Source organism: Rhizobium sp. ZX09, assembly GCF_017357485.1.
Taxonomy (GTDB): domain Bacteria; phylum Pseudomonadota; class Alphaproteobacteria; order Rhizobiales; family Rhizobiaceae; genus Agrobacterium; species Agrobacterium pusense.
Map to the genome: position 1 here is coordinate 513,363 of NZ_CP031364.1, position 19,508 is coordinate 532,870.

The 19,508-nt window shown below is 59.8% G+C and carries 21 protein-coding genes; 5 read left to right on the forward strand and 16 right to left on the reverse strand.

Annotation, left to right across the window (positions count from 1 at the left end; genetic code table 11):
* Window positions 1-196: 196 nt before the first annotated feature.
* Window positions 197-1,294, forward strand: coding sequence for a DNA alkylation repair protein (locus tag BTN45_RS16950; RefSeq protein ID WP_207590180.1), 1,098 nt, complete (start codon window positions 197-199; stop codon window positions 1,292-1,294).
* A gap of 22 nt (window positions 1,295-1,316) precedes the next feature.
* Here BTN45_RS16950 and BTN45_RS16955 read toward each other — a convergent pair whose 3' ends face one another.
* The 5 genes from BTN45_RS16955 to BTN45_RS16975 all read right to left on the reverse strand — a co-directional run bounded on the left by BTN45_RS16955 (window position 1,317) and on the right by BTN45_RS16975 (window position 6,361).
* The gene (locus BTN45_RS16955) at window positions 1,317-2,342 is read right to left on the reverse strand and encodes a sulfate/molybdate ABC transporter ATP-binding protein (protein WP_006698485.1); all 1,026 of its coding nucleotides are present in this window, start codon (window positions 2,340-2,342) and stop codon (window positions 1,317-1,319) included.
* 5 nt (window positions 2,343-2,347) lie between these two features.
* Window positions 2,348-3,235, reverse strand: a complete 888-nt coding sequence (gene cysW, locus BTN45_RS16960; protein ID WP_207590181.1) for a sulfate ABC transporter permease subunit CysW — start codon at window positions 3,233-3,235, stop codon at window positions 2,348-2,350.
* 4 nt (window positions 3,236-3,239) lie between these two features.
* Window positions 3,240-4,061: a sulfate ABC transporter permease subunit CysT gene (cysT, locus tag BTN45_RS16965; RefSeq protein ID WP_207590182.1), complete on the reverse strand. Its 822-nt coding sequence runs from the start codon at window positions 4,059-4,061 to the stop codon at window positions 3,240-3,242.
* A 73-nt stretch (window positions 4,062-4,134) separates the two neighbouring features.
* Window positions 4,135-5,121, reverse strand: coding sequence for a thiosulfate ABC transporter substrate-binding protein CysP (gene cysP / locus BTN45_RS16970; protein ID WP_207590183.1), 987 nt, complete (start codon window positions 5,119-5,121; stop codon window positions 4,135-4,137).
* 169 nt (window positions 5,122-5,290) lie between these two features.
* Window positions 5,291-6,361: an enoyl-CoA hydratase/isomerase family protein gene (locus BTN45_RS16975; protein WP_162719193.1), complete on the reverse strand. Its 1,071-nt coding sequence runs from the start codon at window positions 6,359-6,361 to the stop codon at window positions 5,291-5,293.
* A 283-nt stretch (window positions 6,362-6,644) separates the two neighbouring features.
* Between BTN45_RS16975 and BTN45_RS16980 the strand changes: the two genes are divergently transcribed.
* Entirely contained in the window at window positions 6,645-6,902 is a 258-nt protein-coding gene (locus BTN45_RS16980; protein WP_112554792.1) for a DUF2934 domain-containing protein, read from the forward strand.
* 64 nt (window positions 6,903-6,966) lie between these two features.
* On the opposite strand, the gene BTN45_RS16985 is transcribed toward BTN45_RS16980, so the two are convergent.
* The gene (locus BTN45_RS16985; RefSeq protein WP_162719192.1) at window positions 6,967-7,767 is read right to left on the reverse strand and encodes an SH3 domain-containing protein; all 801 of its coding nucleotides are present in this window, start codon (window positions 7,765-7,767) and stop codon (window positions 6,967-6,969) included.
* A 257-nt stretch (window positions 7,768-8,024) separates the two neighbouring features.
* Between BTN45_RS16985 and ubiG the strand changes: the two genes are divergently transcribed.
* A complete protein-coding gene (gene ubiG, locus BTN45_RS16990) occupies window positions 8,025-8,777 on the forward strand; it encodes a bifunctional 2-polyprenyl-6-hydroxyphenol methylase/3-demethylubiquinol 3-O-methyltransferase UbiG (RefSeq protein ID WP_003585646.1) in 753 nt (250 codons plus the stop codon).
* A 33-nt stretch (window positions 8,778-8,810) separates the two neighbouring features.
* Here ubiG and BTN45_RS16995 read toward each other — a convergent pair whose 3' ends face one another.
* Genes BTN45_RS16995 through BTN45_RS17010 form a run of 4 tightly spaced genes read right to left on the reverse strand, consistent with a single transcriptional unit; the run spans window position 8,811 to window position 11,226 of the window.
* Complete coding sequence (locus BTN45_RS16995) at window positions 8,811-9,239, reverse strand: DUF1178 family protein (protein ID WP_207590184.1); 429 nt, start codon at window positions 9,237-9,239, stop codon at window positions 8,811-8,813.
* Window positions 9,236-10,096, reverse strand: coding sequence for a carbon-nitrogen hydrolase family protein (locus BTN45_RS17000; protein ID WP_022562951.1), 861 nt, complete (start codon window positions 10,094-10,096; stop codon window positions 9,236-9,238). The genes BTN45_RS16995 and BTN45_RS17000 overlap by 4 nt, the downstream gene beginning before the upstream one ends.
* A 24-nt stretch (window positions 10,097-10,120) precedes the next feature.
* On the reverse strand, window positions 10,121-10,375 hold the full coding sequence (grxC, locus tag BTN45_RS17005) for a glutaredoxin 3 (protein WP_003585640.1): 255 nt from the start codon (window positions 10,373-10,375) through the stop codon (window positions 10,121-10,123).
* A 59-nt stretch (window positions 10,376-10,434) separates the two neighbouring features.
* The gene (locus BTN45_RS17010; RefSeq protein WP_207590185.1) at window positions 10,435-11,226 is read right to left on the reverse strand and encodes a ComF family protein; all 792 of its coding nucleotides are present in this window, start codon (window positions 11,224-11,226) and stop codon (window positions 10,435-10,437) included.
* Window positions 11,227-11,366: 140 nt separating this feature from the next.
* Here BTN45_RS17010 and BTN45_RS17015 point away from each other — a divergent pair, with 140 nt between their 5' ends.
* Complete coding sequence (locus BTN45_RS17015) at window positions 11,367-12,248, forward strand: methyltransferase domain-containing protein (RefSeq protein WP_153775870.1); 882 nt, start codon at window positions 11,367-11,369, stop codon at window positions 12,246-12,248.
* A 17-nt stretch (window positions 12,249-12,265) separates the two neighbouring features.
* Here BTN45_RS17015 and BTN45_RS17020 read toward each other — a convergent pair whose 3' ends face one another.
* The 6 genes from BTN45_RS17020 to BTN45_RS17045 form a co-directional block, all read right to left on the reverse strand.
* Complete coding sequence (locus tag BTN45_RS17020) at window positions 12,266-12,436, reverse strand: Flp family type IVb pilin (protein ID WP_077985725.1); 171 nt, start codon at window positions 12,434-12,436, stop codon at window positions 12,266-12,268.
* A gap of 98 nt (window positions 12,437-12,534) precedes the next feature.
* Complete coding sequence (locus BTN45_RS17025) at window positions 12,535-12,849, reverse strand: hypothetical protein (RefSeq protein ID WP_003585635.1); 315 nt, start codon at window positions 12,847-12,849, stop codon at window positions 12,535-12,537.
* Between the two features lie 171 nt (window positions 12,850-13,020).
* Window positions 13,021-13,434, reverse strand: coding sequence for an 8-oxo-dGTP diphosphatase MutT (mutT, locus tag BTN45_RS17030; RefSeq protein ID WP_003585633.1), 414 nt, complete (start codon window positions 13,432-13,434; stop codon window positions 13,021-13,023).
* Window positions 13,431-14,207, reverse strand: a complete 777-nt coding sequence (locus tag BTN45_RS17035; RefSeq protein WP_207590186.1) for a GNAT family N-acetyltransferase — start codon at window positions 14,205-14,207, stop codon at window positions 13,431-13,433. The genes mutT and BTN45_RS17035 overlap by 4 nt, the downstream gene beginning before the upstream one ends.
* Window positions 14,208-14,225: 18 nt before the next feature.
* Window positions 14,226-15,467: a bifunctional glutamate N-acetyltransferase/amino-acid acetyltransferase ArgJ gene (gene argJ / locus BTN45_RS17040; RefSeq protein ID WP_035211664.1), complete on the reverse strand. Its 1,242-nt coding sequence runs from the start codon at window positions 15,465-15,467 to the stop codon at window positions 14,226-14,228.
* A gap of 88 nt (window positions 15,468-15,555) precedes the next feature.
* Complete coding sequence (locus BTN45_RS17045) at window positions 15,556-16,419, reverse strand: peptidylprolyl isomerase (RefSeq protein ID WP_035211677.1); 864 nt, start codon at window positions 16,417-16,419, stop codon at window positions 15,556-15,558.
* Between the two features lie 242 nt (window positions 16,420-16,661).
* Between BTN45_RS17045 and secA the strand changes: the two genes are divergently transcribed.
* The gene (secA, locus tag BTN45_RS17050; RefSeq protein WP_207590189.1) at window positions 16,662-19,379 is read left to right on the forward strand and encodes a preprotein translocase subunit SecA; all 2,718 of its coding nucleotides are present in this window, start codon (window positions 16,662-16,664) and stop codon (window positions 19,377-19,379) included.
* Window positions 19,380-19,508: the final 129 nt, after the last annotated feature.

Genomic DNA, 19,508 nt, shown 5'->3' on the forward strand with positions numbered 1-19,508 from the left:
CCGCGGAGAAGGTGGCTCGAAGGGCCGGATGAGTGGGCGAGCTCGCGACTTTTCGCTAACCTTGCCCTCTCATCCCGCTACCGCGAACTTCTCCCCGGACGGGGAGGAGACGTTTGTATTCGAAAGCGACTCAGTCTTCCCTTGCCTCGGATCTCCTCCTGCCTTAAAAGAACAAAAAGTGAACTTTGGGGACATTATGAGCGACACGGCGGCACCGGCACTGAAGGAAATCTTCAACCACGAGAAACTGCAGCATATCGCCGATCAGACCAGGGCCGTCCATCCGCCCTTCGACGCTTCCGCCTTCATGGCGCTCGCCACCGAAAACCTTGAAGCGCTGGGCATCATGCAGCGCATGCGGCAGGTGGCAACAAGCCTGCATGCGACGCTTCCTGGCGACTATGCCCGCAACATCGAAATCCTCACCGCCGCAGCGCCCGGCATCGGCAACGGTTTCGCTTCGATTTCGCTTCCGGAGTATGTCGCGCTTTACGGCCTTGATGATTTCGATCTTTCCATGGACGCGCTGCAATATTTCACCCGCTTTGGCTCCTCGGAATTCGCCATCCGGCATTTTCTGCAAAAGGACCTGACCGCCACCCTTGCCGTGATGGAAACCTGGTCACGGCACGAAAATGAGCATGTGCGGCGGCTTGCCAGCGAAGGCTGCCGGCCTCGCCTGCCATGGTCATTCCAGCTCAAGCCCCTGATCGATGATCCCTCGCCGGTTACAGCGATCCTCGACACCATGAAAGCAGACCAGGCGCTGTATGTGCGCAAATCCGTCGCCAACCACCTGAACGACATCACCAAGGACAATCCCGCTTTTGTGCTGGCGCTCATCGATGGATGGCCGAAGGACAACCCGCATACACGCTGGATCATGCGGCAGGCCTTGCGCACGCTGATCAAGAAGGGCGACACCGCAGCGCTTGCCCATCTCGGGGCGCATGAGGAGGCGCAGATTACACTTGCGGCGTTCGAGGTGTTGCCGGCAAAAGTCGCTCTCGGCAATCCGGTGCGGATTTCCGCCTCTTTCACTTCGACGGCGAAGAGCCGGCAAAAGCTGGTGATCGATTACGCCGTGCATTATGTGAAGAAGAGCGGCGATGCCTCCGCGAAGGTCTTCAAGTGGAAGGAAGTCGAGCTTCCGCCCGGCGAGACATGTACATTGTCAATCAGCCGCGCCATACGTGATTTTACGACCCGCAAACACTATCCCGGTGTCCACCGGGTCGACCTTGTGATCAACGGCAGGCTGATAGCCGAAAGCGCATTCGAACTTCTGTTTTAAGCGGGCAAAGGCCCTTGGCGCCTTACGGCGCCGGGAAAATCTTCGCCCGGCGAATGATGACGGAACCGCGATCTCCGGCGGCGACGTCGTTTTCGGGCGGCACGTCGAATTCCAGAATATCGCCGCCGTCGGTACTGGCGATCACCCGGCGCTCACCGGCGCGGTCAAGGACGCGCTCCACGGACGCCGGTATGCCGTCATGCAGGTCTTCCCACTCCAGATCGCCGGGACGCGCGTAAATATCAACCGCGCCATCGCCCTGAGCATAGGAGAAGGGCAGTTCATTCTCACCCACATACACCTTTCCGCCGCGCGCCACACCGGCAACCCGGTTGGCGTCGCCCAGAAAGCGCATGACGAAGGCACTGTTCGGCTGGCGGCAGACCTCCTTCGGCGTGCCCTGCTGCACGATTTCGCCCTGATTGAGAATGACGACCCGGTCGGCCAGATCGAGCGCCTCTTCCTGGTCATGCGTCACGAAAATCGTCGTGATGCCGAGCGAATCGTGGATCTCGCGCAGCCAGCGGCGCAGGTCGCGACGCACATTGGCGTCCAGCGCTCCGAAAGGCTCATCCAGCAATAGCACCTTGGGATCGACCGAAAGCGCCCGCGCCAGCGCCACGCGCTGCCGTTGGCCGCCGGAAATCTGCGCGGGAAAACGGTCGCCCAGGCCATCGAGCTTCACCAGTCGCAGCAATTCTTCGACGCGCGCGGCGATAGCCGCCCTGTCCCGGTTCACCTTAGAGACCTTCATGCCGAAGGCGATATTTTCGTTGAGCGTCATATGCGGAAATAGCGCATAATGCTGGAACACAAATCCGACACCGCGGTCACGCACCGGAATATTGGTGGCATCCTCCTCCCCGAAGAAAATCTGGCCGCCATCGCTATATTCGAGGCCGGCGACCATGCGCAAAATCGTGGTCTTGCCGGAGCCTGACGGACCGAGCAGCGCCAGAAGCTCGCCGCTTTCGATATCAAGCGAAACATCGCGCACGGCACGGAACGTATCAAAGGTCTTCACCACATTTTCGAGGCGGATTTTCATAGGAATCAGGTCTCCGTGGCGATGGCGGCATCGCCGTTGGTCTTTTTACGCCCGCGCCCTGCGCCGCGCCGTTCCAGCGCCACCTTGGCGATGATGGTGACGACGGCGAGGGTCGCGAGGATCGACGCCGCGGCGAAAGCGCCAGCCGTCTGGTAATCGTGATAAAGCAGCTCGATATGCAGCGGCAGCGTATTGGTCTGACCGCGAATATTGCCTGACACCACAGATACGGCGCCAAATTCCCCCATTACGCGGGCGTTGCACAGCACGACACCATAAAGCAGCGCCCATTTGATGTTCGGCAAGGTCACCGAAAAGAAGGTTCGCCAGCCGGATGCGCCAAGCGAGGTCGCCGCCTCCTCGAGATCACGACCCTGCGCCTGCATGAGCGGAATGAGTTCACGCGCCACGAAAGGTGCCGTCACGAACATTGAGGCGATAACGATGCCGGGAAGCGCAAACAATATCTTGATATCATGCGCGTCGAGAAACGGCCCGAACAGGCCCTGCAAACCATATACGAAGAGATATGCGACACCGGCAACGATCGGTGAAATCGAGAAAGGTATCTCGATCAGCACCAGCAGGAAGCGCCGGCCCGGGAAATCGAACTTGGTGATGGACCATGCCGCTGCAACACCAAAGGCCGTATTGACCGGCACGGCGATCAGTGCGGTCAGCACCGTCAGCATAATGGCGTGACGAGTATCCGGATGGGTGATGGTGGCCGAATAGGCCTTCCAGCCCTGCGAGAACGCTTCGATACCGATGATGACGAGCGGTGCCACAACGAGAAGCGTGCCGATGATGAGCACGAAGGCGATCAAGCAGCGGCGCACAAGAGGTGCATCGCCGACACGGGGCGGTTTGCGATGTGAGGAAACGCCGCTCATCTTCTCAGCCCCTCGCCGTATATCGAAGCGCGCGCGCCTGCAGATAATTGGTCACCGCCAGCATCACGAAGGCGGTGATAAGCAACACGGAGGCGATGGCCGCTGCCGCCTGATAATCATATTCCTCGAGCCGGATGAAGATCAGCAGGGCGGTGATTTCCGTCGAGAACGGCTGATTGCCGGCGATGAAGATGATTGCCCCGAATTCACCCAGGCTGCGGGCGAAAGAGAGCGAGAGACCGGCGAGCAGAGCCGGAGTCAGGAGCGGCAGGATGATCTTGCGGAAAATTTCAAGATCGGAACCACCGAGCGACTGCGCCGCTTCTTCCAGCGCCGGATCGAGGTCTTCCAGCACCGGCTGCACGGTGCGCACGATGAAGGGCAGGCTGGTAAAAGCCATCGCCACCATGATGCCAAGCGGCGTATAGGCCACCTTGATGCCGAATTGCGCCAGCACCGAGCCGAGCCAGCCATTGCCGGCAAACAGCGTCGTCAGGGCGATGCCGGCGACGGCGGTGGGAAGCGCGAAGGGAAGATCGACGATCGCATCGACAAAACGCCAGCCGGGAAAGCGGTAGCGCGTCAACACCCAGGCGAGCGCCAGTCCGAAGATCACATTGAACAGGGTTGCGGCGAGTGCGCAGAGCACGGTGACACGGTAACTGGCGACGGCGCGCGGCGAGGAAATGATGGACCAATACTCGGCGGGCCCGAGGCTTGCCGCCTTGAACACAAGCGCCGAGAGCGGCAAAAGCACAATGATGGCGACGTAAGTGAGGGTAACGCCAAGGGACAATTTCAGCCCCGGCAGAACATTCCGCTTCAAACCCCGCCCCCATCAATCAAAAAGCGACCCGGCAGTTTCCCGCCGGGTCATTCAAATGTTGCTGTCGCTGTGATTAGCGGCTGCCGTAGAGCGTATCAAGCGTCGCGCCGGATGCAAAATGCTCTTTCTGGATTTTAGTCCAGCCACCGAAAACGTCATTGACGTTGACGAGGCGGATGGCCGGAAACTTGTCCTTGAACTCACCGACAACCTTTTCATTATGGACACGGTGGCCGAATTCAGCGGCGATGCGCTGCCCCTCTTCGGTATAGAGGAAGTCGAGATAGCTTTTCGCCAGATCGCGAGAGCCACGCTTGTCGACGACCTTGTCCACCACGGCAACCGGGAATTCGGCCAGCAGACTGACGGAGGGCACGACGCCTTCCACCTTCTGGGCGCCATATTGCTTGGCGATGCCGCGGGTCTCCGCTTCAAAGGTAATCAAGACGTCACCGATTTCACGCTCCACGAAAGTGGTGGTTGCAGCGCGGCCTCCGGTGTCGAAAACAGGCGTATGGTCGAAGATTTTCTTGACGAATTCCTGGACCTTCGCGTCGTCGCCCTTGAACTTTTCCTTGGCGTAGGCTGTGGCGGCGAGATAGGTGTAACGCGCGTTACCGGAGGTCTTCGGATTGGGGAAAACGACCTTCACGTCGTCGCGGACAAGATCGTCCCAGTCTTTGATTCCCTTGGGGTTGCCGGCGCGGACAAGGAAGGAGGGGAAGGAATAGAAGGGCGATGCGTCATTCGGGAAATCCTTCTGCCAGTCAGCGGAAACGAAACCCTGCTTCACCAGAAAATCGACATCGGTCACCTGGTTGAAAGTGACGACGTCGGCTTCAAGACCCTCGACGATGGCACGCGCCTGTTTGGAGGTGCCGGCATGCGACTGATCGACGGTTACGCCCGGATGCTGCTTGATGAAAGCCTCGTTCTCGGCCGCGAAGACCTCGCGGGCGACATCATAGGACGCGTTGAGAATGGTAGTCGGAGACTGCGCCTGCGCCGCAACTGAAAAAAGAGCGGCGATGGCAGTTCCGATAATGAGAAGACGTTTCATGAATACCCCCGGCAATTCGAATGGTGCTCAACATAGCGGGCGGCGGCAACGCCCGCGAGAAACAACTATGCCTTGCCGGAGGATGGATTGGAAATTTCGCCCAAATAATATTCACTTGGAAGGCGAGGATTTCATATAAGCCACGAACCCGGATTTCTTTTGCGCCTCACTAAAGGCGATGATCGGGAAACAGGTTGCCGGAATGCTTGGCGAGATAGGGCGCAAGGTCCTCCTCCCGCACCTCTTCCAGCCGCGCCGGCGACCAGCGGGGATTGCGATCCTTGTCGACGAGGGCGGCGCGCACGCCCTCATAAAAATCACGTTGGCGCAATATCTCCGTGCCGGCAGCAAATTCCCGCTCAAGGCATTCGATGAGGCTCGCGCTTTCCCGACCCAGGCGCAGCAGCTTCAGGGTCAGCTTCAGGCTGGTGGGGGATCGCTTTTGCAGAACCTCGAGGGTCTCGCGTGAAAATGCATCTTGGCGCGCCGAAAGCGCGGCAAAAATCTCCTCGACCGTGTCAAAACGGAATGTCGCGTCGATGATCTCCCGATTGAGGGATAAGATACCTTCGCCGGCCTCAATGGCGTGCGCCGTGATGGCCGTCTCAACACTGTCCGTATCCGCCGATCGCGATAGATCCTGAACCAGCCTGCCAAGGCGATCCGAAGGAACAAGATAATCGGCAAGGCCCGCATAGATGGCGTCGGCGGCCGTAACGGCATTGCCCGTCAGCCCCAGCCAGGTGCCGCATTCGCCCGGCGCCCGTGGCAAAAGCCAGGACCCGCCAACGTCAGGAAAATAGCCGATGCCCGTCTCCGGCATGGCGAGTTTTGTGCGCTCCGTGACGACACGATGGCTGCCATGGGCTGAAATGCCAACGCCGCCGCCCATGACAATGCCATCCATCAGCGCCACATAGGGCTTGCCGAAGTGAGCGATACGATAATTGAGCGGAAATTCTTCCCGCCAGAAATCAAGGACCTGTGGGTCGCCCGCCTTGCCGAGATCGTGAATGATGCGGACATCGCCCCCGGCGCAAAGCCCCCTGTCCCCTTCTCCCGTCACCACCACGCAGGCAACGCCGGGTTCCTCCTCGAAACGCTGAAGCGCATGGAACAGGTCGCGCACCATCGGCAAGGTCAGGCTGTTGATGGCCTTCGGCCGGTTGAGGCGAATGATGCCCGCCCCTCCCTGTTTTTCGACGATGACCTGCGCATCCGTTTCCATTCTCCGCTCCAAGACCGCCTCCTCCACTGCCCGTTCGTTCGGCCATCTTGGCGGCCTTGGCGCAATCACGCAACGTTGATCTTGCGTGGCAGGAACGTCTTTCGCTCAAACCGCTTTAACGGGCAGAAAATGCCAGAAATCGGTTTTCGCAATGCAGCATGTTTGCTTGACGCCCGGAAAATCATGGCATGTAATGGCCTCTGGAATGCCGGCATTGATTCCTGTCGAGCGTGTGCCGGACCAAAGCGGAATGTCGCCTTCTCATAGGCGCTGTAGACAGCAACGGGAGACGAGCATGCAGGTTTCGGAAAATGAATGGATCAGCAAGCGGGCATATACGCTCTGGGAAAAGGAAGGCCATCCCCATGGTCGCGACGCGCAACATTGGGAACAGGCAAAGCATGAATTTTCCCTGCTGAAGACATCGGAGGCGACCAAGCCTGCAGCGCGGAAGAAGGTTGCTCCAAAGATCGCAGCCGTGGAGACGGCACTGGGTGCAGAAGCCGCGGCGAAACCCAAAAGCCGTTCCCGCAAGGCGAGTGTCGCGAAATAGTCCCGCGGAGCGTTGCAATACGCTTCAGTGACAAAGCCCGGCGAATATTCGCCGGGCTTTGTCATTAACGGTATGAGCAGCCTGGGCTTCCAAGAATGCAACCCTGCTCGACCGTACCAGGAGGCGGTGCCGCGGGGGCTGGCTGACCTTCAACCTGACCGCGCTGGCCATCAAATTGAGGTCGCTGCCGATCGCGATCGCGATTGGCATCACGATTGCGGTCACGGTCGCGATTCTCGTCTTCCCAGCGGCGGCGGTCATCGTCGCGACGCGGTCTGTCCTGATTTCGGTCACCCTGGTTCCAGTCGCCGTAACGGCGTTCCCAGCGCCCGTCATTCGGACCGCCACCCTGGCGACCGTCGCGCCAGTCATCGCGGCGACCGTCACGCCACTCGTCACGCGGACGCGGGCGATCCCAGCCGGCACTCGGAGGCGGCGCATTCCAGTAACCGCCTGATGGCGGCGGGCGGCGCCAGCGATCACGCTCACGGTAAAAGTCGCGGTCGCGATAATAACGGTCCCAATAACGGCCGGCTTCGAAGGTGATCACGGGAACGCCGAGGTCGCGATAATAACGCGGCTCAACATAGACCCGGTTCTGCCGGAACGTCGTCTGGATATAACGACCGGCGACCCAGCCTCGACCGTTGACAAAAGAAACGTCGCACCACGGCGTATCGGACAGGCAGCCATGCACCGTCAATGGTGCGCCAACCGGGATCACGACGACGGCCGGATAAGCCGTGCTCGGGCCGGATCGCATGTTTACATTCGCGGTGGCGAAACCGCGCGTCGCAGCTTCGGCAAGTGCCGGCGCGGCGAGCATGGCCACCAGCGCAATTGCGCCAAACAGTTTTTTCTTCACTTCTTTCTCCTCAAGCAAAGGCCCGCTTTGCCTTTGTCGGCATCCACCACGTTCGATGGACGAGTATGCGTTCCGCATACTGCCACGATCGGAAAATACGCGTTGCTGCATGAACGCAGCATGAAACAAATGAGATGCCTTTTCAGTTCCACCTGCGGCAATCCGCTCCCGGCAAATTACCGAAGGAACGAACGGGCGGTCTTGACTTCGGGGGGCAATCATCCGACTTCAATGCAACAGCAATATGGAGCAGAACCATGAGCGAGACCGCACAGACGACCGTCGACCAGAGCGAAGTGGATCGCTTCTCCGCGATGGCCGCAGAGTGGTGGAGCCCGACCGGCAAGTTCCGCCCGCTGCACAAATTCAATCCGGTGCGTCTCGAATATATCCGCAACCGCATCTGCGACAATTTCGGCCGGGACCCGAAGGCGCACCGCCCATTGGAAGGGCTGCGCGTTCTCGACATCGGCTGCGGCGGCGGCCTTCTCTCCGAACCCGTCGCCCGCATGGGCGCCGATGTGGTAGGCGCGGATCCCTCGGAAAAGAACATCGGCATCGCCTCCACCCACGCCCGTGAAAGCGGGGTCAGCGTCGACTATCGCGCGGTGACGGCCGAACAGCTGCAGGAAGCCGGCGAAACCTTCGACGTCATCCTCAACATGGAGGTGGTCGAACACGTGGCCAATGTCGATCTCTTCGTCACCACCTGCGCGAAAATGGTACGCCCCGGCGGCCTGATGTTCGCGGCCACCATCAACCGCACGCTGAAAGCCCGGGCATTGGCGATCTTTGCCGCCGAAAATGTTTTGCGCTGGCTGCCGCGCGGCACGCATCAATATGAAAAGCTGGTCCGCCCGGAAGAGCTTGAGCGGCCGCTGGTTGCAAGCGGAATGGATATCATCCACCGGACAGGCGTCTTCTACAACGTGCTGCAAGATCGCTGGAACCTCTCGCCGGATATGGACGTCAACTACATGATGCTGGCAAAGCGCCCGGCGCAGGGGTAACGCCGGGCGCTGCGTAAGCGATGTCTCTGAAATTCAGTTGATGTCGTCGGGCAGCACCGGCAGCGGTGCGATCTCAATGCCCTCTTCCAGCAAGGCCCTGGCGTCCTGCACCGAGGCATTGCCGATGATGCCCCGCTCGTCCGCTTCGCCATAATGGATCTTGCGGGCTTCCTCGGGAAACCTGTCGCCGACATCCTCGGCAGTGGCGCGAATATTGGCGACGGCCTCGCGGATTTTTGCAAGCGCCTCTTTTCTGGCGGCATCCATGGCGAGCGTCTGGCGTTCGTCCTTCTTGCGGGCGGTGGAAACCGACGGCGCCATCAAAAGCTTGGAGACCTGCGCGGAATTGCAAACCGGGCAGGACAGGAAACCGCGCTGCAACTGATCATCGAAATCGTCGCTGCCGGCAAACCAGCCTTCGAACTCGTGGCCCTTTTCACAGGCTAGCGCATACCGGATCACGCTGCCTCACCTCCCACAGGTTTGAGGGGAATGACCGTATCCAGCCCGAACTCCCGGGCATTGCGCAAATTGGGAATCTTTCCACGGGCGGTCGCCACCAGCGATGTATCGATCTCGGCGAAGATGATCTCCTCGCCAGCGCCGCCGGCGACTGCCAGAACCTTACCCCAGGGATCGATGATGATGGAATGGCCGAAGGTTTCACGCCCGTCCTCATGTACGCCCGCCTGAGCGGCGGCGATGACGAACGCGCCGTTTTCAATGGCGCGGGCGCGCAGCAGAATTTCCCAATGGGCTTCCCCGGTCTGGCGCGTGAAGGCAGCGGGAACCGTCAGGATCTCAGCGCCGGCAAGAGCTTCCGCCCGGAAAAGCTGCGGGAAACGGACGTCATAGCAGATTGCGAAACCGAATTTACCCAGCGGCAGTTCAACGATGCGCGCCACCTCGCCGGGCTCGTAAGCGGCGCTTTCACGCCAGCTCTCGCCATTGTCGAGATCGACATCGAACATGTGGATCTTGTCATAGCTGCAGATGCGCGAGCCGTCCGGCGCGAAGAGGAAGCCGCGATTGGCGATCTTGCCGTCCGGGCGGGCAATAGCCGTAGAGCCCACATGGACGTGAATACCGAGTTCGCGGGCAAGGCGTGCGGCAGTCGCGACGATGATATCGCCATCATCGTCGCGCAGCTGGGCCCGCAGCGCCTGCCTGTCCTTCTGGATTGCGCCCGTCATTTCCGGGGTCTGAACATAAACAGCCCCTTCGGCCGCGGCGGCGCGCACAAGCCGATCCATATCGGCGGCATTCCTCGCCGTATCGACACCGGAGCGCATCTGAATGGCGGCAGCCTTGAAACTCATGATTTCCTCCGTCGCTCGGGCAGATCAGGCCGCCAGCATCGCGTCCAGCTTGCCAGCGCGGTCCAGCGCATGAAGATCATCGCAGCCGCCCACGTGCTGGCCATTGATGAAGATTTGCGGGAAGGTCGTTCCGCCCGATTTCTCGATCATCTCCTGCCGGTATTCGGGCGTCGTCGTGGCGTTATATTCGGCATAATCCACGCCCTTGCTATCCAGCAGCGCCTTGGCGCGCGCGCAATAACCACAAAAATCCCGCGTATAGATTGTCACCGGTGCCATGTTTTCAAAGCCTCGCAAACGTGCGGTCAAGCGCACGGTTTCCTCATGTCATTACGGCTTCATATAGGACCGGAAATGGCCATTGCAAAGGTCAAAACTGTCACTTCCGCAGCACCCGCTTTTCGGAGGGCCCGGCTTGCCGCACGCACTGTCGCGCCGGTGGTGTAAACGTCATCCACCAGCACCACGTGCTTGCCTGAAACATGCGCTTCCAGACCAGGCGCGAGAGCAAAAGCGCCCCGCATATTGTCACGCCTGGCGATCGCCGAGAGCCCAACCTGCCGCTCCGTCGATTTCACACGCAGCAGGGTGCCGGCGAGCAAAGGCTTGTCAGCCGCCCGGGCCAGATGCCGCGCAAGCTCGGCGGACTGGTTGAAACGGCGGCGCAGGAAGCGGTAGCGATGCAGAGGAACGGGCACGATGCAATCGCAGGCGCTGACCGCTCCGTCGTCTGCTCGCAGCATCCACAACGCCATCAACCGCGCAAGCTCTGTCCGGTCCTGATATTTCAGACGGTGCACCAGCTTGCGGGCGACGCCCTGATGGCTGGCGGCGGCACGCAGACGGTCAAAGGGCGGCGGGTCGGCAATGGCCTCGGCGCTGACAATGTTTTCGCCATGGTCGCGGACAAAGGGAATGCCGAGAATTTCGCAATAAGGACGCTCGATAAAAACAATGTCCCGCCAGCACTCCGGGCACAACGCCCCTTCTGCACCGATCATGCGGGTGCAGCCGGCACAGGTCGGCGGGTAAATCATGCGGAAGACCGAACGCAACACGTCTCGTGCGACCCGCGGTACGACCGCGGATTTCGACAGCATCCCCGAAAACAGACCTTCACCAGCACCCATGAGGTTGACTTTAGCGCCGAACGGGTGCCTTTGCGAGACAGATCATTCCGGCTGATGCCGGAAAAGCAATGCCTGAAACGGCATGACACAGAATGCGGCCCCGCCGTACCGATGGCGCCAGAGGCCGAGCAGGCAAGACGATGGACATTCTTTTTGACCAGGCCGTGATTGAACAAAACCGTCGCCGGGCGTGGAACCGGCGCGACGACAAGGCCCTTTTTCTTCTCGACATGGCGGCTGAAGAACTGGCAGACAGGCTTGCCATTGTCGAACGCCAGTTCGAGACCGCCATCGAGCTGCATGGCGGCACCGGCGTTGCCGCCCGGCGGCTGGCACAGACGGGAAAGGTGAATTCCATTCGCCGCATAGAGACGGAAAGCCGTTTCACCACGGATGAAAATATTCCGGAGGCGGCATCCATGGAGCATCTGCCGCTGGAAGAGGCCTCCGCCAATCTCATCGTTTCACCGCTTGCCCTGCATTTGACCAACGACACGCCCGGCGCGCTGATCCAGATCCGGCGGGCATTAAAGCCGGACGGCCTGTTTCTCGGCGCGATTCCCGGCAGCGGGACGCTGCAGGAACTGCGCGACGTGTTGTTGACGGCAGAGGCGGAACTGACCGGCGGGGCAAGCCCGCGCGTCATTCCCTTCGCCGATGTGCGCGATGTCGGCGCGCTTCTGCAACGCGCCGGTTTTACGCTTCCCGTCACCGACGCGGAAACCTACACGGTACGTTACGATTCGATTTTCCCGCTGATGCGCGACCTGCGTGCGATGGGCATGGCCAATCCGCTGGCAGGCCGTAGCAGACGACCGCTCAACCGTGCCTTTTTCATGCGGGCGGCAGAGCTCTATGCTGAACGTTATGCCGATCCGGATGGGCGCATAAGGGCGACATTCTCCGTCATCTATGTCTCGGGCTGGGCGCCGCATGAGAGCCAGCAGAAACCGCTGAAGCCCGGCTCCGCCAAAGTGCGCCTGGCGGACGCCCTGAAGACCAGGGAAGTCAAGCTATCCTGAACGCAAGAATGACCGTTTCAGACACTGGCGAAGGTATCGGCGATGAACTGAAACAGGGCATTGATATTGCTGCTGATGGCGCTCGCGCCGCCGACAAGGGCGACGGAAATCACGGCCACTATCAGGCCATACTCAACGGCGCTGGCGCCGTCTTCATTCCTGCAGAAATCGATAAATGAACGCAGCACAGAATATGCCCAATCCGCCAGCCGGCAATATGACCTATTGAAGTCGGCTTATTCTAGACGGGCTATGTGAGAGATCGGTTACCGACAATGGTAAACGATCAGCAACCGCTCTCATTGCTGTAGCCCGTCACCACGCAGGGCATTTCCGGCATCGGCTGTGTTATGCTACGGCGGATGGAGTATGTCTTGCCCACATCTGTCTTCTTGATGGAGCCGGTGCTGATCATGTCGTAATTGTCGGGGAACTGCGCCACACGCGTGGAAGACTTTCCGGCGAGCATGGGTGTGATGATCAACGACAGGGCGATGACGGCCGTGCCGAAAAGCAATGCGACGTTCAGAACGCCGGTGCGACTGGATTTATCGGAATAAGAGTGACGACCTTCCACCGTCTTCCAGAAATCCTCGTTCATGACCAACCTCGTAACGCGCAGTTTACCGCTTCTTTAGCTTAACAATCTGCCAGAGGGTGCTGAACGATCTCTTAACACAGACCCGTTTTGACACGGCAAAGCGCTGACAACGGGGCATTTTCACGAAGCTGTGACGGGATCATAAGCGAGGGACGCCGGCGATTGCCTGTTCTAAAGCAGATCCTGCAGGAAGGGGATCAGCGGCTCATCGGCCGGCGGCATGGGATAATCGCGCAATGCCTGCGGTTTTACCCATTTCAGCGCCTGTCCTTCCCGGCCATGCGCAATGCCCTCGTAACGACGGCACACGTAAAGCGGCATCAGAAGGTGGAATGTTTCATAAGTGTGGCTGGCAAATGTCAAAGGCGCAAGGCAGGCGATCTTGGTTTTGATACCCAGCTCCTCGTCCAGTTCGCGCACGAGGGTTTCCTCGGGCGTCTCGCCCTGCTCCACCTTGCCGCCCGGAAACTCCCACAGGCCCGCGAGCGACTTGCCCTCCGGACGTTGCGCCAGAAGAATGCGGCCATCCTGATCGAGAAGGGCGCAGGCGGCGACCAGCAGGATTTTTTTGCCGGCCTCGCTCATTCTCCTGAACCCTTGCGCCAATAGCGATAGCGATAGGCCTCGGAGAAGCCGAATTTCTCATAAAGTGCGATTGCCGGCGCATTGGCGGCTTCAACCTGCAGCCACGCGCTTTTTGCGCCGCTGATCCTGGCCCAGCGCAGTGCGGATGACAGGATTTGCGTACCAAGGCCCTTCTTACGCTGCGACTTTTCGACATCGAGGGAAAGGATGCCGGCAAGATCGTTGTCCTGCACGCAGATCACGGTTGCGAGCGGATTGCCTTCCACTTCCTCGTTGATGAAGAGACCGAGCGTCGGCTTGATGGAACTGACGATTTCAGCAATTGCCGGGCGCAGCGCCGGATCGCCATCGCTCACCTTGATGCTCGCCTCTACAAAACGGCCGATATCGTGGCTCGGAAGGCTGACCAGCGTTTCCGGCAACTCCATGTCGGAAAGATCGGCCGTCACGACCACAACCTCTTCGAACATCGACCAGCCGTCATTGACCAGAAATTCCACAAGCTGCGGCGGCATCAGCGTCGTTTCGCGCACCACCAGCGGCCGGCCGAAATCATCGAAACGCTTGCGCGCCTTTTCCAGCCGCACCGCGCTGTTTCCGTAATCGGACGGATCGAGCGGCACTACGCAGTTGATACGCTTGGAGGGATGCGAACCCGTGAGACGGATTTGCCAGCTGCCGTCATAAATAACCGACGAGGCTGGCCACGCCCGGAAGCTGACGGCTTCCAGACGGCGAACCAGCGGCAGATTGACGGCCTTGTTGTCCTGCATTCTCTTCGGCTCCAACGGTCAGCTCCGGTAGTCGCCGTTGATCGCAACATATTCTTTCGTCAGGTCACAGGTCCAGACGGTAGCCGTTCCCTGACCGAGGCCGATATCGACCTTTACCGTGATGTCTTCCAGTTTCATGACGGCACTGGTTTCCGCTTCGGAATAGTTCGGGTCGCGTTCGCCGTTGACGGCTACGCGCACGCCGCCGAACCAGATGGCGAGACGGTCGCGGTCCGCCATTTCGCCTGATTTGCCGACGGCCATGACGACACGGCCCCAATTGGCGTCCTCACCGGCAACCGCGGTCTTCACCAGCGGTGAATTGGCGATGGAAAGGGCGATCTTCTTGGCGGCGGCGTCGTTTTCCGCTCCTGTCACGGTAACTTCCACCATCTTGCGCGCGCCTTCGCCATCACGAACGACCTGCAAGGCAAGGTCCTTCAGAAGATCGTTCAGCGCGGCGCGGAAGCCGGAAAGGCGCTCATCATCGGCATTCGTCACTTTCACCTGGCCGTCTTCGGCCGCAGCGCCCGTGGCGAACAGCATCAACGTGTCGGAGGTGGAGGTATCGCTGTCGACCGTTACGGAATTGAAGGTCGGGCCAACGCCGGCCGATAACAGGGCCTGCAACGCGGCAGGCTCAATATCCGCATCCGTCACAACGAAGGAAAGCATCGTCGCCATATCGGGCGCGATCATGCCGGCGCCCTTGGCGATACCGTTGATCGTCACGATCACGCCGCCGATCTCGGCGGTGCGGCTGGCGACCTTCGGATAGGTGTCGGTCGTCATGATCGCCTTGGCAGCTTCCTGCCAGAAATCGGCTTCTGCCCGAACATTCATGTCACCCAGGACACCGGCGAATTTCGAGGCATCCAAGGGTTCCCCAATCACGCCCGTCGATGCCAGAAAGACCTCTCCTTCGGAGCAGCCGACGGCAGCTGCGGCGGATTTCGCCGTCAGCTCGGTCGCGGCCTTGCCCTTGAGGCCGGTAAAGGCATTGGCATTGCCGGAATTGACCACCACGGCGCGCGCCGCGCCGCCGCCGAGATTGGCGCGGCAGAAATCAACCGGGGCGGAAGGGCATTTCGACTTGGTGAAGACGCCCGCAACGCTTGCAGGCTTGTCGAACACCATCAAGAGAACGTCCGTGCGGTTCTTGTACTTGATGCCGGCAGCGGCCGTCGCCATTCGAACGCCGCGGAGCGCAGGCATGTCAGGATAGGATTTCGGAGCGAGCGGAGAAACGGCAACGGACATGGTAAGCGCCTGAAATTCTGGAATGGATGTCTGGAGATGGCCTGAGATGAAACGGGGCGGCCGTTAAGCCGCCCCGTAATCCGAAATTTTACTGCTGCGGCTGTGCCTGCTGTTCCTTCGTGGCTTCGTCATAGCCCTTCTTCAGCGTCTCATCCATGATTTCGATCTTCTGGTCAGCCTTGGCCTTCTCGATGAGGGCAACGTACTTGTCGCGCATGACAAGCTGACGAACCTGCGGCTCGACCTGCTCGAAAGCCGGCGGCGGCGCAATGCGCTTGTCTTCCAGCTTGATGACGTGGAAGCCGAACTGGGTCTTCACAGGCGTTTTGGTGTAGGCGCCCTTTTCGAGGCCGAAGGCGGCTTCTTCGAATTCCGGAACCATGCGGCCCTTGCCGAACCAACCGAGATCGCCACCGTCATCCTTGTTGGAATCGGTGGATTTTTCCTTGGCGAGGGCTGCGAAATCCTTGCCCGAATCAAGCTGCTTGATGATGTCCTTGGCTTCGTCCTCGCTGGCGACGAGGATGTGAGCTGCCTTGATCTCTTCTTCCTGCGGCAGGGCTGCGACTTCCTTGTCGTAGCGAGCCTTTACTTCGTCATTGGTGACGGCGTCGACCACGTGCTTGCGGAAATACGCGTTGTGCAGCTCACGGTCCTGGATGAATTCCATGCGCTTCTTGAAATCTTCAGTCTTTTCCAGACCTTCGGCGCTGGCGTTCTTGACGAGAAGCTTGACATCGATCGCGCCGGAAAGGGCTGCGACCTTCTTCTGCTCGTCGGGAAGCTGCGCGAGTTGCGGATCGAGGTTGCTCATGGCGAGGTCGAGTTCGGACTGGTGGATTTCCAGATCGCCGACCTTGGCGACGACCTTGTCTTCCTGTGCGAAAGCCGGAAGCTGGAGGCCGAGCGTGGCCACAATCACCGCAGCCGCAATTTTATTATAGCGCAACATTTTGAACCTTTCGGGGACAATGCCGGCTCCAGACATGGTTTCCGGCTCTGAAAAAACTTCCAAACACCGGAATGTGGCCATTCTGTAACGGGCAGAACCGTTGACATCATTTGCCCCCCCTCTTATCTGTCACGCAACCTCGCGTCCAGATACGTTGAAGGGCGAAGTCCGTCATTTGTGCTGAAAACAGCGTGACGGAGCAAAGCGCCCGGCAAAACGGAATTTCAGAAAGGGCCAGTAAGATGGTCAGTCTCGGCGGAATAGCCCGCAAGTTGTTCGGTTCGGCAAATGATCGCCGCGTCCGCTCTTATAAAAGCAAGATCGCAGCCATCAATGCGCTGGAAGACGCCACCAAGGCGCTCTCCGACGAAGCGCTGGCGGCCAAGACCGCCGAGTTCCGCCAGCAGCTGGCAGACGGCAAGACACTCGACGACCTGCTGATCCCGGCCTTTGCCGTGGCCCGCGAAGCATCGCGCCGTGTTCTTGGCATGCGTCCCTTCGACGTGCAGCTGACAGGCGGCATGATCCTGCACGGCGGCGCCATTGCCGAGATGAAAACGGGTGAAGGCAAGACGCTGGTGGCCACTCTTGCGGTGTACCTCAACGCGCTCGCCGGCAAGGGCGTGCACGTCGTCACCGTCAACGACTACCTCGCCCAGCGCGACGCCGCCACGATGAGCCGGCTCTATCGCTTCCTCGGCCTCACCACCGGCGTCATCGTTCATGGCCTTGACGACGACCAGCGCCGCGAGGCCTATGCCTGCGACATCACCTACGCAACGAATAACGAACTTGGCTTCGATTACCTGCGCGACAACATGAAATATGACCGCGCCCAGATGGTTCAGCGCGGTCACAACTACGCGATCGTCGACGAAGTCGACTCGATCCTGGTCGATGAGGCGCGCACGCCGCTCATCATTTCCGGGCCGCTGGACGACCGTTCCGATCTCTACAATACCATCGACGCCTTCATTCCGCTCTTGACGCCGGAAGATTACGAAATCGATGAGAAGCAGCGCTCGGCCAACTTCTCCGAAGAAGGCACCGAGAAGCTCGAAAACCTGCTGCGGCAGGCGGGGCTGCTCAAGGGCGAATCGCTTTACGACGTCGAGAACGTCGCGATCGTCCACCACATCAACAATGCGCTGAAGGCTCACAAGCTCTTCACCCGCGACAAGGACTACATCGTCCGCAACGACGAAATCGTCATCATTGACGAATTTACCGGTCGCATGATGCCCGGCCGTCGTTATTCCGAAGGTCAGCACCAGGCTCTCGAAGCCAAGGAAAAGGTACAGATCCAGCCGGAAAACCAGACGCTGTCCTCCGTCACCTTCCAGAATTATTTCCGCATGTATGAAAAGCTGGCCGGCATGACGGGCACGGCAGCGACGGAAGCGGAAGAATTCGGCAACATCTACGGCCTCGATGTCATTGAGGTGCCGACCAACCTGCCGATCCAGCGTATCGACGAAGACGACGAGGTTTATCGCACCGGCGAAGAGAAATTCCAGGCGATCATTACCGAGATCAAGGCAGCGCATGAGCGCGGCCAGCCGGTTCTGGTGGGCACGACGTCGATTGAAAAATCCGAGCTTCTGGCACATCTCCTGCGCCAGTCCGGTTTCTCCGACTTCCAGGTCCTGAACGCCCGTTACCACGAGCAGGAAGCTTATATCGTCTCGCAGGCCGGTGTGCCGGGCGCCGTCACCATCGCCACCAACATGGCGGGCCGCGGTACCGACATCCAGCTTGGCGGCAATGTCGAGATGCGTCTCGAGCGCGAGCTGGAAGGCATGGAGCCGGGTCCGGAGCGCGATGCGAAGGAACAGGCGATTCGCGCCGAAATCAAGGTGCTCAAGGAAAAGGCGCTGGCCGCCGGCGGCCTCTACGTCATCGCCACCGAACGCCATGAAAGCCGCCGTATCGACAACCAGCTGCGTGGCCGTTCCGGCCGTCAGGGCGACCCGGGCCGCTCGAAATTCTACCTGTCGCTTCAGGACGACCTGATGCGTATCTTCGGTTCCGAGCGCATGGACTCGATGCTGCAGAAGCTGGGTCTCAAGGAAGGCGAAGCCATCGTCCATCCGTGGATCAACAAGGCGCTGGAACGCGCCCAGAAGAAGGTCGAAGCCCGCAACTTCGAGACCCGCAAGAACCTTCTGAAATATGACGACGTGCTGAACGATCAGCGCAAGGTGATCTTCGATCAGCGCCTTGAGTTGATGGAAGCCGATAATATCGGCGAAACCGCAGCCGATATGCGTCACGAAGTCATCGAAATGCTCGTCACCAAGCATATTCCCGAAAATGCCTATGCCGAACAGTGGGATATTGCAGGCCTGAAGGCGGGCATCGCCCAGTTCCTCAACCTCGACCTGCCGGTGGAAGAGTGGGCCAAGGAAGAAGGCATCGCCGAGGACGATATTCTCCAGCGCGTCACCGAGGCGGCCGACAAATACGCCGCCGAGCGTGCGGAACGTTTCGGCCCCGAGATCATGACCTATGTGGAACGCTCGGTCATTCTCCAGACGATCGACCATCTGTGGCGCGAGCATATCGTCAACCTCGATCATCTACGCTCCGTCGTCGGTTTCCGCGGTTATGCCCAGCGCGACCCGCTGCAGGAGTACAAGGCGGAAGCCTTCGAACTCTTCCAGGCGTTGCTCGCCAATCTGCGCGAAGCCGTGACCGCCCAGCTGATGCGTGTGGAATTGGTTCAGCAGGAGCCGCAGCAGCCGGAGCTGCCGGAAATGACTGCCCATCACCTTGACCCGAACACGGGCGAGGATGAAATGGCTCAAGGCTTGCAGGCGGCGCCTGCCGCCTTCGTGCCGGCCGAGGAGCGCGATCCGAACAACCCCGCCACCTGGGGCCGTATCGGCCGCAATGAAATGTGCCCCTGCGGATCCGGCAAGAAATACAAGCACTGCCACGGCGTTTACGAACAGGCCTGAACGCCGCGCATATCCGATGAAGACCATCGCCCGTAACCCAGGTTGCGGGCGATTTTCTTTGCGCAATTCATTGTTGTTGACGGGCATGATGGGTTTCAATATGGGAGCCGGATCATCCTCCGGAAAATG

Bases quoted from the DNA above. Each gene is read 5' to 3' on its own strand.
- BTN45_RS16950 (WP_207590180.1), top strand. From the start codon at position 197: ATGAGCGACACGGCGGCACCGGCACTGAAGGAAATCTTCAACCACGAG.
- BTN45_RS16955 (WP_006698485.1), bottom strand. From the start codon at position 2,342: ATGAAAATCCGCCTCGAAAATGTGGTGAAGACCTTTGATACGTTCCGT.
- cysW (WP_207590181.1), bottom strand. From the start codon at position 3,235: ATGAGCGGCGTTTCCTCACATCGCAAACCGCCCCGTGTCGGCGATGCA.
- cysP (WP_207590183.1), bottom strand. From the start codon at position 5,121: ATGAAACGTCTTCTCATTATCGGAACTGCCATCGCCGCTCTTTTTTCA.
- BTN45_RS16980 (WP_112554792.1), top strand. From the start codon at position 6,645: ATGCAGGTTTCGGAAAATGAATGGATCAGCAAGCGGGCATATACGCTC.
- ubiG (WP_003585646.1), top strand. From the start codon at position 8,025: ATGAGCGAGACCGCACAGACGACCGTCGACCAGAGCGAAGTGGATCGC.
- BTN45_RS17000 (WP_022562951.1), bottom strand. From the start codon at position 10,096: ATGAGTTTCAAGGCTGCCGCCATTCAGATGCGCTCCGGTGTCGATACG.
- grxC (WP_003585640.1), bottom strand. From the start codon at position 10,375: ATGGCACCGGTGACAATCTATACGCGGGATTTTTGTGGTTATTGCGCG.
- BTN45_RS17010 (WP_207590185.1), bottom strand. From the start codon at position 11,226: ATGGGTGCTGGTGAAGGTCTGTTTTCGGGGATGCTGTCGAAATCCGCG.
- BTN45_RS17015 (WP_153775870.1), top strand. From the start codon at position 11,367: ATGGACATTCTTTTTGACCAGGCCGTGATTGAACAAAACCGTCGCCGG.
- BTN45_RS17025 (WP_003585635.1), bottom strand. From the start codon at position 12,849: ATGAACGAGGATTTCTGGAAGACGGTGGAAGGTCGTCACTCTTATTCC.
- mutT (WP_003585633.1), bottom strand. From the start codon at position 13,434: ATGAGCGAGGCCGGCAAAAAAATCCTGCTGGTCGCCGCCTGCGCCCTT.
- BTN45_RS17035 (WP_207590186.1), bottom strand. From the start codon at position 14,207: ATGCAGGACAACAAGGCCGTCAATCTGCCGCTGGTTCGCCGTCTGGAA.
- argJ (WP_035211664.1), bottom strand. From the start codon at position 15,467: ATGTCCGTTGCCGTTTCTCCGCTCGCTCCGAAATCCTATCCTGACATG.
- BTN45_RS17045 (WP_035211677.1), bottom strand. From the start codon at position 16,419: ATGTTGCGCTATAATAAAATTGCGGCTGCGGTGATTGTGGCCACGCTC.
- secA (WP_207590189.1), top strand. From the start codon at position 16,662: ATGGTCAGTCTCGGCGGAATAGCCCGCAAGTTGTTCGGTTCGGCAAAT.